This is a genomic window from Paraburkholderia translucens, assembly GCF_020881035.1.
Taxonomy (GTDB): Bacteria; Pseudomonadota; Gammaproteobacteria; order Burkholderiales; family Burkholderiaceae; genus Paraburkholderia; species Paraburkholderia translucens.
Genome location: NZ_JAJITC010000008.1, coordinates 64,946 through 79,077, shown reverse-complemented (window position 1 = coordinate 79,077; position 14,132 = coordinate 64,946). Strand labels below are relative to the sequence as shown.

Genomic DNA, 14,132 nt, shown 5'->3' with positions numbered 1-14,132 from the left:
TCTGACACACGCGGCCAGCGCGTCGTCCGGTGTTCTGTGCGTGTGTGTGCCTGGGCGTCCGCAAGCGTCTCCTGGCGAGGCGAATTCAGTCGTGATACAGCACCGAGCGACCGCCATCGACGGTGATGCAGCTCGCGTTGATGAACGGCGCCTCGTCCGATGCGAGGAACACCGCGGTCATCGCCACCTCCTCCGGGCGACCGATGCGCTTCATCGGCTGCAGATCGAGTGTCGCCTGCTTCGCGGCGGCCGGATCGGGCTGCGCGTTCCACCAGTCGTGCGTCAACTGCGTCTCGATGTAGCCCGGCGCGATCGCATTCACGCGCACGTTGTGCGGTGCGTACTCGATGCCGAGCGCGCGCGTGAGGCCAATCACGCCGTGCTTTGCGACCGGGTACGGAAAGCAGCCCGGAATGATCTTGAACGCGTGCGTCGACGCAATATTCACGATGCTGCCCGCGCCCCGCTCGACCATGCCCGGCAGCGCCGCGCGACAGCCGTTCCACACGCCGTCGAGATCGACCGCGAAACAGCGCCGCCAGTCGTCGTCGGTCATCGTCAGCGGATCGCAGAACACGTTGATGCCCGCGTTGTTCACGAAGATGTCGAGCCCGCCGAACGCGCGTTCGCCCTCGCTCACCGCCTGCTGGACCGACGCGGACTGCGTCACGTCGGTCTGCACCGCGAGCACGCGCGCCCCGGTCTGTGCCTCGATCTGCGCGGCCGTGCGTTGCGCCATGTCGAGATCGAGTTCCGCCAGCACGACCGCCGCGCCCTCGCGCGCGAACGCGAGCGCGATCGCCGCACCGATGCCGCGCCCCGCGCCGGTGACGAGAGCGGCTTTGCCGGCGAGCCGGTTCATTTCCTCGCGCCCGCGCGGGCGATCCGCAAACCGTTGATGAACGCCTTCGCATGCGAAGCGGTCACCGCCGCGCTCTGTCCCGGCTTGTACAGCGCCGAGCCGAGGCCGAAGCCGTTCGCGCCGGCGCTGAGGAACGGCCCCATGTTGTCCGGCGTGATGCCGCCCACCGGCACGAGCGGCACCTGCGCGGCGATCACCGCGCGCCATGCCTTGACGATCTGGCAGCCGAGCTGCTCGGCAGGGAACATTTTCAGCACGTCCGCGCCGTTCTTGAGCGCGATGAACGCTTCGGTCGGCGTCGCAACGCCCGGCGCGCATGCGAGGCCGCGTGCCTTCGCGGCGATGACGACCTCCGGATCGCTATGCGGCATGACGACGAGCTCGCCGCCCGCGGCCTTCACGTCGTCGACGAACTGCGGATGCAGCACCGTGCCCGCGCCGACGATCGCATCGGGCGGCAGCACCTCGCGGATCGCCGAGATGCTGTCGAACGGCTGCGGCGAATTCAGCGGCACTTCGACGATGCGAAAACCGGCTTCGTACAGGGCTTGCCCGTGATCGGCCGCGTCGGCGGGCGTGACCCCGCGCAGGATCGCGATCAGCGGACAGGCTTCGAACGCAGTGATCAGACCCGCGTGCGGCATGTACGGCGCGGGCAGATTGATGTGAGGTTGCATGTCGGTTCCTTGGTTCGTGAGCGTCATGGGCGAGCGCAGCGCCGGTTAGCCCGCGCGCGCCGCGTGAGTGAACGGCTGGACCAGCCCCGCTGCGACGGCGACGCGCCACAGGCCGCGCTCGGTCGCGTGCCTGACCGGTTCCGCGCGCAGGCAGCCGAATTGCGCGAGCGCGAGACGGTAGCGCTCGCACAGCGCGTCGTTGCCGATCAGCCGCAGACTCTGGCGGGCGAGCGAACTGCCTTGCTGCGCGAGCAGCGCTTCGAGGCCGGCCAGTTCGTGTCCGATCAGCAGGCCCGACAGATAGTCGGGCTGCGCCTCGCTCGGCAACTCGCCGGTCAGGCCGAGCGTGCGCGTGCTGAACACGGTCGCGAGCATGCCCGCCTGGCCTTTCTCGCGCGCGATGTTCACGCCGCGCAGAAATGCTTCGGTATCGGGGCGATCGGGCGTGACCATCGTGCGGCCGAGAATCGTGTGTTCTCGCAGCGCGGCGAACACCTCGCCGGTCATGAACGTGTGAAAACGCTCGATGCGCCCTGCCTGCACGACGGCCCATTTCGCATGGGTGCCGGGCAGGCCGATCAGCGAGCGGTCGTTGCTGTCGATGGCGTTCGTGTCTGGCGCGCCGTTCGCGTCCGCGCTGAGCGCGCCGAAAATCTGCGTCTCCTCGCCGCGCATCACGTTCGGCAGTTCGCCGCGTTGCAGGACGCCCGGCACGATATGCAGCGTCGCGCCGCACGCGGTCTGCACGCGCACGAGGCCGGCCACCAGCGCGTCGGCGCTTGCGGGCGTCTCGACATACGGCGCCTCGCGCCAGCCTTGCGCGCTGCCGACCATCCCCGCCGCGATCACCGGCACGCCGCGCGCGCGGTCGAGCCATGCGCCGCAGGCGTCGTCGAAGGCGGCGTCGAAGCCGCCCTCAGCCGCGCTGCGCGGCAGATTCATGATGCCGGTCGTCGATGCGCGCGTCGCCAGTACGCGACCGTGCGCGTCGAACAGATAGGCGCGCAGCGACGTCGTGCCCCAGTCGAGCGCGATCAGCGCGGCTTGCGCGAGATCGGCATCGGCGAGGACGGCTCCATCGGCGGCCGGTTGGTGGTTTGCCGGCGTGGCGGTGCCCGCTTGGTTCATCGCTTGATCCTGCGCGTGGCCGGTTGCGGAGCGCGCCAACCGAGTTCTTCCGAAATCGCGCGCGCCTCGCGCTGAACGACCGGAATCAGTTCGTCCATCCGTTCGAGCGGCATATACGGAATCGTGCTCGCCACCGACAGCGCCGCGACGATCGCGCCCGACGCGTCGCGCACCGGCGCCGCGACGCAGCGGATCGCCGCCTCGTTCTCTTCGAGATCGAACGTGTAGCCGCCGGCCGCGTAGCTGTTCATGCGCTGCAGGAAAGTCGGCGCGTCGGGACGGTTGTCCGGCTTGAAGCTGACGCCCGCGAGCGCTCGGCGCGATGCGTCGAACAGCGAGCGCCATGCGTCCGGCGCGAGGTCGAGCATCAGTGCCTTGCCGATGCCGGTCGAGGCGAGCGGCATCCGATGGCCGACACGCGAGCGCATTTCGAGGCCGCGCGTGCCGGGGATCTTGTCGATGTAAAGCACGTCGTCGCCGTCGCGCACGCCGAGGTGGATCGTGTCGAGCGTCTGCTCGGCAAGCGACTCCAGGTGCGGGCGCGCCACTGCCGTGAGGGGCATCTGTTCGAGCGCGATCGTACCGAGCTCGATCAGCTTCGGCCCGAGCAGATAGCCGCCCTGCACCTGACGCAGATAGCGCGCCTGCACGAGGCTGCTGACGAGCCGGTGCGTCGTGCTGCGGGTCGTGCCGAGCGCCGCGCCGAAGCTGCGCAGATCGCGCACGCCGGCCGCGGCCGCCTCGAGAATCGCGAGGCCGCGCAACAGCGTCTGCGTGCCGGCCTGCTGCGGCGTGATTTCCAGCAGCGTGCCCGGTAGCCCGAGTCCGTCGACGGTAGCCGCGCGCGCCACCGGTCGCGACGTCCTCGCGGTCGCGGACGCACTGGCGGCGACATGGGTGGTGACGGGTGAGGGCTCGTGCGGCGCGGACTTCGGCACGCCGCTCGACCGCTGCACGGCCTCGGCCGCGCTGGCGGCGTCGTTGGGCATCGCTTTGTTCATGGCGACTCGCTGTCGGATGGTTTCTGCGCTTAGCGCGCGGGGCCGGAGGACAGGGCGGGAACGCGTGCGGCGCCGCGCTCGCGCGGCTGCTGTGATTGGCTGCCAGACATGGTGGGACTCGTCTCCGGTTTTTCTGTCGCTATTCGCTATTTGCTATTCGCTGTGTCGCTGCACTGGGCGCGCGCTGGCGATGCATGTTGGCTTGGATTGTAGGGCGACTTTTTGGAATCACCAATATGTGAATGTTGCGTCCATATAGTGAGATTTTAGTGGTTTGCCGAGTGTTGAGCGGGCAGTCGGGCCTCTGCATCAGGACGCAAAAAAGCCCGCGCGAGGCGGGCCTGGAAGCGGGGAAAACCGGGGAGCTACAGGGCTGCTTCAATCCGGCAATTCAGCCGCGCCCATGCGCCGTGCGATGACGCGCGCACGTTGCGCGAGATACGCCGAATTCCTGTGTTCATCGAAATATCGGGGGCGCGGCAACATTACCGCGAGCCGCGCGGACTGCGCGGCCGTGAGCTTGCTCGCCGACGTCTTGAAGTAGTACTGTGCGGCCGCTTCGGCGCCGTACACGCCGTTGCCCCATTCGACTGAGTTCAGATAGATCTCGAAGATGCGCTGCTTGTCCATCAGCGTTTCGAGCATCCAGGTGATGATCAGCTCCTGGCCCTTGCGGATATAGCTTTTCTCGCGCGACAGAAACAGGTTGCGCGCGAGTTGTTGCGAGATCGTCGAACCGCCGCGCACGATCCGGCCCTGCGCCTTGTTGCGCTCCCACGCCTGCAGGATCGCGTCGGTTTCGTAGCCTTTATTGTTGACGAAGTTAGCATCTTCGGACGCGATGATCGCGCGCTTCAGGTTGCGCGAAATCTGCTCGTACGGCACCCATGTGCGCTGGATCGACAGCTCGGGCCGATCCTGCGACAGACGCCACGCGTCCGAGCGCATGAACGCGGTCGAGCGCGGATTGACGACGTTCCAGATCGCGATCTGCGTGAAGTAGAACGCCTGCGTCGCGAGCCATGCGATCACCATGACCGCGATCAGATAAGCGAGCCAGCGCAGCGGGCCGGGCCGGCCGCGCGAACCGCTGGCACGCCGCGTGGCTGTCATGGTGCGGGCAGTCCGCGCTCGCGTTACGCCGGCGACGGCGCCGTCAGCAGCGCGCGCAGTTCTGCGAGCACTGGCGCGCCGTCCGGGCGCACACCGCGCCAAACGTAGAACGATTCGGCGGCCTGCTCGACCAGCATGCCGAGGCCGTCTGCACCGCGCGCGCCGAGCTTCGCCGCGTGCTGCATGAAGACCGTCGGATGCGCGCCGTACATCATGTCGTAGGCGAGCGTGCCGTTGCCGAACGCGCGGTCGTCGCACTCCGGCAACGAGGCGTCGAGGCTGCCCGCGGTCGCGTTCACGATCACGTCGTACTGGCCCGCTTCGATCGCGCGGGCGCTGCCGCCGGCGAGCCGGCAGTGCGCGTCGCGCGCGGCCTGCGCGAACTGCTCGACGAGCGCCTGAGCCTTTTGCGCCGTGCGATTGACGATGGTGAGCGTATGCGGCGCGCGATCGAGCATCGGCAGCACGACCCCGCGTGCGGCACCGCCCGCGCCGAGCAGCAGGATGCGCGCGCCTTTCAGCGGCACGCCAAGATTCACCTCGATATCGCGCACGAGGCCGAAGCCATCCGTGTTGTCACCGTAGACGCCGCCGGCGTCGACCCGCAGCGTGTTCACCGCACCCGCCGCCGCCGCGCGCGGCGACAGCGTGTCCGCGAACGCATGCGCGTCGAGCTTGAACGGCACCGTCACGTTCAGGCCGCGCCCGCCCGCTTCGATGAACGCGCGCACGTGCGGCACGAACGCGTCGACCGGGGCGAGCAGATGGCCGTAGTCGACCGGCTCGCCCGTTTGCGCCGCGAAACGGCCGTGGATGAACGGCGACTTGCTATGGCCGACCGGGTTGCCGATGACCGCGTAACGGTCACGCGTCTGGTTACCGCTCATCGTCCCGGCTCCGTGATCTGCTGGTCGGTGTTGGTGGCGTCCGCGGCGGCGTTGCCCTCGCCGGATGCGGCGGATTCGTCGTCGCTGGAGTTGTCGACATCGGCTTCGGCCTGGGCTTCCGCTTCGCTTTCAGCGCTGTCGTCCGATGCGTCGAGCAGCGCTTCGTCGCCCTCGTCCTCGCTTTCTTCCGCTTCGGCGCCGCTCGTCACGCTCGGCGCATCGAGCACGTGCAACAGACGCACCGACGCTTCGATCGTCAGTTCATCGACCGACATCACTTCGAGCTGCAAGCGCGTGCCGCGCGCATGTACGCCGAGTCCTGGCACGTGCAGCAGCAGCGGAATTTCTTCCAGACGCACGAGATCACCCTTCACGACGGAGGCGACCACCTGCTTGCGATTTTCCTGCGTAAGCCAGCGCAGACACCAGAAGTACTCCATGCGGCGCTGGTAGTCGGCGTACGCGGTGTAGGTGTCGTCGAAGCCCTGCACGACCGCGAACAGATCGGCGTCCTTCGGCTTGAACGGCGCGGCGAGCTTCGCGGTCACGCCGTGCTGCACGCACGCGATCAGCTGCCACTGGTTCACGAGGTCGACGTAGCGGCGCAGCGGCGACGTGCTCCACGCGTACTGCGCGACGCCGAGCCCTTCGTGAGGCGCGGCGCTGGTCTGCATGCGCGTGCGCTTCGGGCCGCTCGGCGCGCCGAACGCGCGCTGCGTGCGGTAGATGCCCGGCACGCCGTGATCGTGCAGAAACGCGCCCCACGACGAGTTCGCGAGAATCGCCAGCTCGGCGACGATCGTGTCGAGCGGCGAGCCGCGCCTGCGCGGCGTAATCGTGATGTGCTCGCCGTCGACATAGAAATTGAAATCGGTATTGCGCTGCACCTCGCGGCGCAGACCGTAGCCGGCGCGCGCGGTCTGGCGCTTTTCGAACAGCGCCTGCGCGAACGGCCACAGCACGGCGATATCGTCCTTGTGCGGATACTCGCCGCTGCCTGCGGCGAGCGCTTCTTCGGTGACGATTTCGTCGAGCGTGTTGTGGCGCAGGTTGCTCTTCACGAACACGCGCTCGGCGCGCGTTTCGCTCGCGACGATTTCCTGCGTCTCGCGATTGACGATCACGTACAGCGACAGCGCCGGGCGATACCCGCCCTCGGCGAGCGTGAAGGTGTCGACCACGCTGTCGGGCAGCATCGTGATCTTGTCGCCGGGCATGTAGACCGTCGACAAACGCGCGCGCGCGATCGCATCGACTTCATCGCCACGCTGAATACCGAGCGCCGGCGCGGCGATGTGCACGCCGATGCGCACGCGGCCGTCGGCCAGATGCTCGACCGAGAACGCGTCGTCGATTTCGGTCGTGGTGATGTCGTCGATCGAGAACGCTTCGACCTCGGCCTGCGGCAGATCGTCGGGCACGTTCGCGCCGGCGACCGACGGAAAGCCGGTGCCGTGCGGGAAGAACTCGGACAGGAACTTCGCCTCGTGCAGCGCGCGCGGCGAGGCGATCGCGCCGCATTCGAGCATCAGCCGCGCCTGCGAGATGCCGCGCGCGGCCGCGGCGGCCTCCAGCGCCTTGTATTCGATCGTGTTCTTGTCGGGCTTCGTCAGGAGCGCGAGCCCCTTGCTGCCCGCGAACGCTTCCGGCAAACGGCCTGCCTTCAGCTCTTCCTCGTACTGCGCCTGCACGAGCGCCTGCTGCCGCTTGCGCTCGAGGCCCGCGAGCGCCATCTTCAGCTGCTCTTGCGGCGCGCGCTGATACATGCCGCGGCCCTTGCGGCGGAAGTACACCGGCGAGCCGTGCAAACGCAACACCAGCGCCGCGCGCTCGATCGCACCGAAGCTCTGGCCGAAGTACTCGGCGCCCAGCGTCGCAAACGGAAATTCATCGTCCGGCGCGCATTCCCACAGGAAGTCGAGATCGATGTCCTGCGCGAGCGCGTCGGCCTGCTGCATCAGTTCGGCCGCAGTGGGCTTCTCGAACTCGATCAGCACATCCTTCGCGCGCACCTTCGCGCGCCGCCCGCCCGGCAACTCGACCTGAAACGCGTCGCCCTGACGCGACAGCACGCTGCCGGCCTTGAAACTACCCGATTCCTCGAAGAAAACGTTCACTCAATACTCTCGTTCTGACTAGCATCTGCCGGCGCGCCCGACGCTCTCTGGCGATCGATCACTGCATGCGCGGCGCGGCAACCTGTTCGTGATAGTGAATCCGCGGTGCGCACTGCGCGCGCCAGCGGGTTGAATCTTGCGACCGGCGGAGGCGGTCGGTACGTCTTTAAGATGTCCTTGCGCAGAGATAGGCCGCCGCGCTTGAGCGCGCTCAGGCCTCCGCGCGCGGCGTCGTCGGCTCTGCGTGTTCGGCGTCGCAAAACGCCAGCACGTCGCCGAGATACTGCGCGAACTCGCTGATCGCGTGGTCGCTGCCCTCGATCAGCGTCGTGCGTGCGCCCGGGTAGTGCGCGAGCATTTCGCGGTAGTCGAGCACTTCGTCGCCGGTGGCTGCCATCAAATAATAGCGTTCGGGCCGCGTGATCGACGCGACGCCGAGCGCGCGCAATTCATCGAGATGATGCGGCTCGACGACGATGCTGCCGCCACCGTGCCACAACGGCTGCTCGCCGAGATACGCGCTCAGATCGCGTTGCGGCGCGACCGCCGGGTTCAGCAGCACGGCCGGCCAGCCATGCTTCTCGGCCAGATGCGTCGCGAAGTAGCCGCCGAGCGAACTGCCGATCACCGTGACCTGCTGTGCACCGCCCTTCGCGCGCGCCTCGGCCACCCGGGATTCGGCGAGCGCGACCGTCTCGAACGGCGACACCGGCAGCATCGGGCAGCACCATTCGTCTGCGCGGCCCAGCTCGGCGAGACGCGCCGCCAGCAGACGCGCCTTGAACGAATTCGGCGACGAGCGGAAACCATGCAGATAGAGAATCACGACGCGCCTCGCGCCGAAAGACCGTCGAGCAGCTTCTGGTGCACGCCGCCGAAGCCGCCGTTGCTCATCACCAGGATCTGGTCGCCGGGGCGCGCCGCGTGGACCACGGCCTTCACCAGCGCGTCGAGGTTGTCGAACGCCTGCGCCTTGCCGTCGAGCGGCGCAAGCGCCTCGCCGAGGTTCCAGCCGAGCGCGTCGCGCCCGCTCGGCGCGCCGTAGCCGAAAACGAGGTCGGCGTCGGCGAGGCTCGCGGGCAGCTGCGCTTTCATGACGCCGAGCTTCATCGTGTTCGAGCGCGGTTCGAGCACCGCGAGAATGCGCGTGTTGTCGCGGCCAACGCGCGCGCGCAGCCCGGCCAACGTCGTCTCGATCGCGGTGGGGTGATGCGCGAAGTCGTCGTACACGGTCACGCCGTCGACGCTGCCGCGCACTTCCATGCGGCGCTTCACGTTGCGGAACCCTGACAGGGACTTCGCGGCCTGCGCCGGCGGCACGCCTACATGGCGCGCGGCGGCGATCGCGGCAAGCGCGTTCATGCGGTTGTGCTCGCCCTGCACCTGCCAGTCGACCACACCGACGCGCTCGCCGTTGTGATAAACGGCGAAGCGTTCGTCGACGGGCACGCCGTCCTCCGCCGCTTGAATCTCCCAGCCGCCCTGCACGCCGAAGCGCTCGATCTCGCTCCAGCAGCCGCGCGTCAGCACGCGCTCGAGCGCGTCCTCGCGGCCGTTCGTGACGACGCGGCCGAGGCGCGGCACCGTGCGGATCAGATGATGGAACTGCGTTTCGATGGCCGCGAGATCGGGGAAGATGTCGGCGTGATCGAATTCGAGATTGTTCAGCACCGCCGTTTTCGGGCGGTAATGGACGAACTTCGAGCGCTTGTCGAAGAATGCGGTGTCGTATTCGTCGGCTTCGATCACGAAGAAGCTCGAATCCGTGAGCCGCGCCGACACGCCGAAATTCAGCGGCACGCCGCCGATCAGAAAGCCCGGGTTCAGGCCCGCGTCTTCGAGCAGCCAGGTCAGCATCGAGCTCGTGGTGGTCTTGCCGTGCGTGCCGGCCACCGCCAGCACCCATTTGCCGTTCAGCACGTGCTCGCCGAGCCATTGCGGACCGGACACGTACGGCAAACCGCGGTCGAGGATCGCTTCCATCAGCGGGTTGCCGCGCGTGACCACGTTGCCGATCACGAACAGATCCGCGTTCAGGCCGTTCAGCTGATCCGCGTCGTAACCCTCGATCAGACCGATGCCTTGCGCCTCGAGCTGCGTGCTCATCGGCGGATAGACGCCGGCGTCGCAGCCGGTCACCGTGTGGCCCGCGTTGCGCGCGAGGACCGCGAGTCCGCCCATGAAGGTGCCGCAGATGCCGAGGATGTGGATGTGCATAAGCCTGTCGTGCCGCGCGGGCGTTTCTTGCGAGGGATGGGAGAGCCGCAGGACAGCCGGAGCGACCGTCTGCAAAGGACGCCTATTGTAACCGACGCATAACCGACGCGGCCCGCGCTGCCCCGGCTGGCCGCGCCCGGCGCCGCCCTGTCCGGGGGCCTTGGACCGCGCCGCCAGACCCGATCGAGTATGATGCAAAGATGGTGCGCAAATCACATTTCGATCCGCAACGCGTGCGCGAGGAAATCGCAATCGCGGCTGCACGCCTGATTGCCGAAGACGGTCTGGACTACGCCAGCGCGAAGCGCAAGGCGGCCCGGCAGGTCATCGGCGAGAACCGTGTTGCCGGCGAGTGGCTACCGGACAACGACCAGATCGAGGAAGAAATCCGCGAATATCAGTCGCTGTTCCAGGGCGACAGCCAGCCGGCGCTGCTGCGGCGGCTGCGCGTGATCGCGGTCGACTGGATGGAGCGGCTCGCGCCGTTCAATCCGTATCTGACGGGCGCGGTGCTCGGCGGCACGGCCGGCGAACACTCGGATGTGCATCTGCAGGCGTTCTGCGACAACCCGAAGGAGGTCGCGATCTACCTGCTCAATGCGAACATCCAGTATGACGTGTCGGAAACACGGCACTTCGCGGGCCGCGGCTACGTGGAGACGCTGAGCTTCCTGTGGCGCCCGGCGGACGACCGCAACGCCGAGCCGGTCGGCATTCACCTCGCGCTGTACGAAACCGACGACCTGCGCGGCGCGGTGCGCGCCGACGCGCGTGGCCGCACCGCGCGGGCGAATCTGCAGGCAGTACAGGCACTGCTCGACGGCGACGAAGTGCAGTCCTTCACCATTTGAACAGACAGAACGGGGCACGATGAACACGAGACGTATGCTGGCAGGCGTAGTCGTAGCGCTGGCCGCCGCGGGAGGCGGGGTGCTGGCCAATCACTGGCTCGCTCGCGATACCGAGGTCGCGTACGCGGCGCAGTCCGGGGCACAGACCGATCCTCACGCAAGCGCTGTCCAGCAGTTGTGGGCCGCGCCGGTCACGAACGTCGACGGCAAGCCGCAGTCGCTGAGTCTCCTGAAGGGCCACCCGATCGTCGTCAATTTCTGGGCGTCGTGGTGTGGTCCGTGCGTCGAGGAAATGCCCGCGCTGTCGCAAATCCAGCGCGAGTACGCGAAGAAAGGCATCCAGTTCATCGGCCTCGGCGTGGATTCGGAAAAGAACATCCAGACCTTCCTGCAGAACGTCAAGGTTGCCTACCCCATCTACGTGACCGGCTTCGGCGGCGCCGATCTCGCGCGCGCCTTCGGCAACAATGCGGGTGGTCTGCCGTTTACCGTCGTGATCGACGCAAAAGGCAACATCCGCTCGACAAAACTGGGCCAGATCAATCCCGCGGCGCTGCGCCAGACGCTCGATGCGCTGTAAATTTCCCGATTTCGTGCGCTGCGTTTTTTGGCATGCCATTCCGCGCAGAACGAGCAAAAATGCGCGAACAATCCCCGAAATTGAGTGAAGTTGAATCCGAGGCAGTTCCGCAGTCCGCACCGGCCGTCACCGCTTACGCGCGCGAAACTAGACAAGTTTCTCTAATCAGCGCTAAAGTGCGCGCAATTCCACGGAAAAAGAAGCGACCATGACGCGACTGCTGGTACTGCACGGACCCAACCTCAACCTTCTCGGCACCCGGGAACCCGAGGTCTATGGTCGCGTGACCCTGCCGCAGATCGATCAGGCGCTGGCGGACCGCGCAGCCGACGCAGGCGTCGAGCTTGCGTCATTCCAGAGCAATCACGAAGGCGCCCTTGTCGACCGTATTCAGGCGGCCCGCACCGAGAAAACCGATTTCATCCTGATCAATCCCGCCGCGTACACGCACACGAGCGTGGCCATTCGGGACGCACTGGCGGGGGTTGGCATCCCGTTCGTCGAGATTCATCTGTCGAACGTGCATCGTCGCGAACCGTTCCGGCATCACTCGTATTTCTCCGACCAGGCTGAGGGCGTGATCTGCGGCCTCGGCTGGAAGGGGTATCTGTACGCGCTCGAATTCGCGCTCGACCGGCTTGCGGCCGGCACGTCGCGCGGCTGAATCCAAACACGTCCAATTTGAGCCGGCTTACTGCACATTTGCGCAAGCCGGCAATCTACGCATTGAAAAGGGGCACCCTGATGGATCTACGTAAACTCAAAACTCTGATCGACCTCGTCTCGGAGTCCGGTATTTCGGAACTCGAAGTGACCGAGGGCGAAGGCAAAGTCCGCATCGTCAAGAATGCGCCGCCGGTTTACGTTCAGCCGTCCGCCTCGTACGCCGCACCGCAATTCGCACCACCGGCACCGGTCGGCGCCGTCGAAACACCGGCAGTCGCCGCGGGCGCTCCGGCCACGCCGGCCGCCGCCGCGCCGCAAGGTCACGTCGTGACCTCGCCGATGGTCGGCACGTTCTACCGCGCACCGTCGCCGGGCGCCGATCCGTTCGTGCAGGTCGGCGACACGGTCAAGGAAGGCCAGACCATCTGCATCATCGAAGCGATGAAGCTGCTCAACGAGATCGAGTCGGACAAGTCCGGCGTGATCAAGGAAATCCTCGTCGAAAACGGCCAGGCGGTCGAGTACGGCCAACCGCTGTTCGTGATCGGCTAACGCGGCACGCACAAATCGCCGCCCGCGCGCCGCTCATGACGAGGCGCGCGACCGATCCTCTGCGGTAGCCGGCGTCGTGACCGACCCGGCGCCCATTGATGAGTCGAAAAACCGCTATGTTTGAAAAAATCCTCATTGCCAATCGTGGCGAGATCGCGCTTCGTATCCAGCGCGCCTGCCGCGAGCTCGGCGTCAAGACGGTCGTCGTCTATTCAGAAGCCGACAAGGAAGCCAAGTACGTGAAGCTCGCCGACGAGGCGGTCTGCATCGGCCCGGCACCGTCGAATCTGAGCTATCTGAACATGCCTGCGCTGATCAGCGCGGCCGAAGTCACCGACGCCGAAGCGATCCACCCCGGCTACGGCTTCCTGTCGGAGAACGCCGACTTCGCCGAGCGCGTCGAGCAGTCCGGCTTTACCTTCATCGGCCCGCGTCCGGAAACGATCCGCATGATGGGCGACAAGGTCACGGCCAAGCAGACCATGATCAAGACCGGCGTGCCTTGCGTGCCGGGTTCGGAAGGCGCCCTGCCGGAAGATCCCAGGGAGATCGTGAAGATCGCCCGCCAGATCGGCTATCCGGTCATCATCAAGGCGGCCGGCGGCGGCGGTGGCCGCGGCATGCGCGTGGTGCACACGGAAGCGGCGCTCGTGAACGCGGTCAACATGACCCGCGAGGAAGCCGGCCGCGCGTTCGGCAACCCGCAGGTCTACATGGAGAAGTTCCTCGAGAACCCGCGGCACATCGAAATCCAGGTGCTGGCCGACTCGTTCAAGAACGCCGTGTGGCTCGGCGAGCGCGACTGCTCGATGCAGCGCCGTCACCAGAAGGTGATCGAGGAAGCGCCGGCGCCGGGCATCGCGCGTCGTCTGATCGACCGCATCGGCGATCGTTGCGCGGACGCGTGCAAGAAGATGGGCTACCTCGGCGCGGGCACCTTCGAGTTCCTCTACGAAAACGGCGAGTTCTACTTCATCGAGATGAACACGCGCGTACAGGTCGAGCATCCGGTGACCGAACTGATCACCGGTGTCGACATCGTGCAGGAACAGATCCGCATCGCGGCCGGCGAGAAGCTAACGTTCCGTCAGCGCGATATCCAGTTCCGCGGCCATGCGATCGAATGCCGGATCAACGCCGAAGATCCGTTCAAATTCACCCCGTCGCCGGGACGCCTGACCTCGTGGCACATGCCGGGGGGCCCTGGCATCCGTGTCGATTCGCACGCATACAACGGCTATTTCGTGCCGCCGAACTATGATTCGATGATCGGCAAGTTGATCGCTTATGGCGCGACGCGCGAGCAGGCGATCATGCGGATGCGTATCGCGTTGTCGGAGATGGTGGTCGAAGGTATTCAGACCAACATCCCGCTGCACCGCGAGCTGATGCTCGACGCGAAGTTCGTCGAAGGCGGCACCAGCATTCACTACCTCGAAAACCGGCTGGCCGCGCGTCAGCAGGTCGCGGAAGAAGCGTAA

Annotated in this window: 14 protein-coding genes; 5 read left to right on the top strand and 9 right to left on the bottom strand. The window is 66.7% G+C overall.

From position 1 onward, the window contains the following. Positions 1 to 85: 85 nt before the first annotated feature. The 9 genes from LJ655_RS16455 to mpl all read right to left on the bottom strand — a co-directional run bounded on the left by LJ655_RS16455 (position 86) and on the right by mpl (position 10,002). A complete protein-coding gene (locus tag LJ655_RS16455) occupies positions 86 to 862 on the bottom strand; it encodes an SDR family oxidoreductase (RefSeq protein WP_230562311.1) in 777 nt (258 codons plus the stop codon). Next, on the bottom strand, positions 859 to 1,539 hold the full coding sequence (locus LJ655_RS16450; RefSeq protein WP_230562310.1) for a 2-dehydro-3-deoxy-6-phosphogalactonate aldolase: 681 nt from the start codon (positions 1,537 to 1,539) through the stop codon (positions 859 to 861). Before LJ655_RS16450 ends, LJ655_RS16455 begins: the two co-directional genes overlap by 4 nt. A 45-nt stretch (positions 1,540 to 1,584) precedes the next feature. Continuing rightward, positions 1,585 to 2,667 (bottom strand): 2-dehydro-3-deoxygalactonokinase, encoded by a 1,083-nt coding sequence (locus LJ655_RS16445; protein WP_230562309.1) that lies wholly within the window; start codon positions 2,665 to 2,667, stop codon positions 1,585 to 1,587. Then, complete coding sequence (locus LJ655_RS16440; protein ID WP_230562308.1) at positions 2,664 to 3,668, bottom strand: IclR family transcriptional regulator; 1,005 nt, start codon at positions 3,666 to 3,668, stop codon at positions 2,664 to 2,666. The genes LJ655_RS16445 and LJ655_RS16440 overlap by 4 nt, the downstream gene beginning before the upstream one ends. Before the next feature lie 378 nt (positions 3,669 to 4,046). Next, on the bottom strand, positions 4,047 to 4,781 hold the full coding sequence (gene mtgA / locus LJ655_RS16435) for a monofunctional biosynthetic peptidoglycan transglycosylase (protein WP_230562307.1): 735 nt from the start codon (positions 4,779 to 4,781) through the stop codon (positions 4,047 to 4,049). Between the two features lie 23 nt (positions 4,782 to 4,804). Further along, a complete protein-coding gene (aroE, locus tag LJ655_RS16430) occupies positions 4,805 to 5,668 on the bottom strand; it encodes a shikimate dehydrogenase (protein WP_230562306.1) in 864 nt (287 codons plus the stop codon). After that, entirely contained in the window at positions 5,665 to 7,785 is a 2,121-nt protein-coding gene (locus tag LJ655_RS16425) for a ribonuclease catalytic domain-containing protein (protein ID WP_230562305.1), read from the bottom strand. The genes aroE and LJ655_RS16425 overlap by 4 nt, the downstream gene beginning before the upstream one ends. A 211-nt stretch (positions 7,786 to 7,996) precedes the next feature. After that, positions 7,997 to 8,611 (bottom strand): YqiA/YcfP family alpha/beta fold hydrolase, encoded by a 615-nt coding sequence (locus LJ655_RS16420; protein ID WP_230562304.1) that lies wholly within the window; start codon positions 8,609 to 8,611, stop codon positions 7,997 to 7,999. Further along, on the bottom strand, positions 8,608 to 10,002 hold the full coding sequence (gene mpl, locus LJ655_RS16415; RefSeq protein WP_230562303.1) for a UDP-N-acetylmuramate:L-alanyl-gamma-D-glutamyl-meso-diaminopimelate ligase: 1,395 nt from the start codon (positions 10,000 to 10,002) through the stop codon (positions 8,608 to 8,610). Before mpl ends, LJ655_RS16420 begins: the two co-directional genes overlap by 4 nt. A 200-nt stretch (positions 10,003 to 10,202) precedes the next feature. Here mpl and LJ655_RS16410 point away from each other — a divergent pair, with 200 nt between their 5' ends. The 5 genes from LJ655_RS16410 to accC all read left to right on the top strand — a co-directional run bounded on the left by LJ655_RS16410 (position 10,203) and on the right by accC (position 14,132). After that, complete coding sequence (locus tag LJ655_RS16410) at positions 10,203 to 10,853, top strand: UDP-N-acetylmuramate--alanine ligase (RefSeq protein WP_230562302.1); 651 nt, start codon at positions 10,203 to 10,205, stop codon at positions 10,851 to 10,853. Between the two features lie 19 nt (positions 10,854 to 10,872). Then, a complete protein-coding gene (locus tag LJ655_RS16405) occupies positions 10,873 to 11,433 on the top strand; it encodes a TlpA family protein disulfide reductase (protein WP_230562301.1) in 561 nt (186 codons plus the stop codon). Positions 11,434 to 11,641: 208 nt separating this feature from the next. Further along, a complete protein-coding gene (gene aroQ / locus LJ655_RS16400) occupies positions 11,642 to 12,097 on the top strand; it encodes a type II 3-dehydroquinate dehydratase (RefSeq protein WP_230562300.1) in 456 nt (151 codons plus the stop codon). 80 nt (positions 12,098 to 12,177) lie between these two features. Further along, positions 12,178 to 12,651: an acetyl-CoA carboxylase biotin carboxyl carrier protein gene (accB, locus tag LJ655_RS16395; RefSeq protein WP_230562299.1), complete on the top strand. Its 474-nt coding sequence runs from the start codon at positions 12,178 to 12,180 to the stop codon at positions 12,649 to 12,651. Between the two features lie 116 nt (positions 12,652 to 12,767). After that, positions 12,768 to 14,132 carry an acetyl-CoA carboxylase biotin carboxylase subunit gene (accC, locus tag LJ655_RS16390; protein ID WP_230562298.1) on the top strand — a complete coding sequence of 455 codons (1,365 nt, stop codon included), beginning with the start codon at positions 12,768 to 12,770 and terminating at the stop codon, positions 14,130 to 14,132.

Coding starts and splice junctions, on each gene's coding strand:
- LJ655_RS16455 (WP_230562311.1), bottom strand. CDS start 862: ATGAACCGGCTCGCCGGCAAAGCCGCTCTCGTCACCGGCGCGGGGCGC.
- LJ655_RS16450 (WP_230562310.1), bottom strand. CDS start 1,539: ATGCAACCTCACATCAATCTGCCCGCGCCGTACATGCCGCACGCGGGT.
- LJ655_RS16445 (WP_230562309.1), bottom strand. CDS start 2,667: ATGAACCAAGCGGGCACCGCCACGCCGGCAAACCACCAACCGGCCGCC.
- LJ655_RS16440 (WP_230562308.1), bottom strand. CDS start 3,668: ATGAACAAAGCGATGCCCAACGACGCCGCCAGCGCGGCCGAGGCCGTG.
- mtgA (WP_230562307.1), bottom strand. CDS start 4,781: ATGACAGCCACGCGGCGTGCCAGCGGTTCGCGCGGCCGGCCCGGCCCG.
- aroE (WP_230562306.1), bottom strand. CDS start 5,668: ATGAGCGGTAACCAGACGCGTGACCGTTACGCGGTCATCGGCAACCCG.
- mpl (WP_230562303.1), bottom strand. CDS start 10,002: ATGCACATCCACATCCTCGGCATCTGCGGCACCTTCATGGGCGGACTC.
- LJ655_RS16410 (WP_230562302.1), top strand. CDS start 10,203: ATGGTGCGCAAATCACATTTCGATCCGCAACGCGTGCGCGAGGAAATC.
- LJ655_RS16405 (WP_230562301.1), top strand. CDS start 10,873: ATGAACACGAGACGTATGCTGGCAGGCGTAGTCGTAGCGCTGGCCGCC.
- aroQ (WP_230562300.1), top strand. CDS start 11,642: ATGACGCGACTGCTGGTACTGCACGGACCCAACCTCAACCTTCTCGGC.
- accB (WP_230562299.1), top strand. CDS start 12,178: ATGGATCTACGTAAACTCAAAACTCTGATCGACCTCGTCTCGGAGTCC.
- accC (WP_230562298.1), top strand. CDS start 12,768: ATGTTTGAAAAAATCCTCATTGCCAATCGTGGCGAGATCGCGCTTCGT.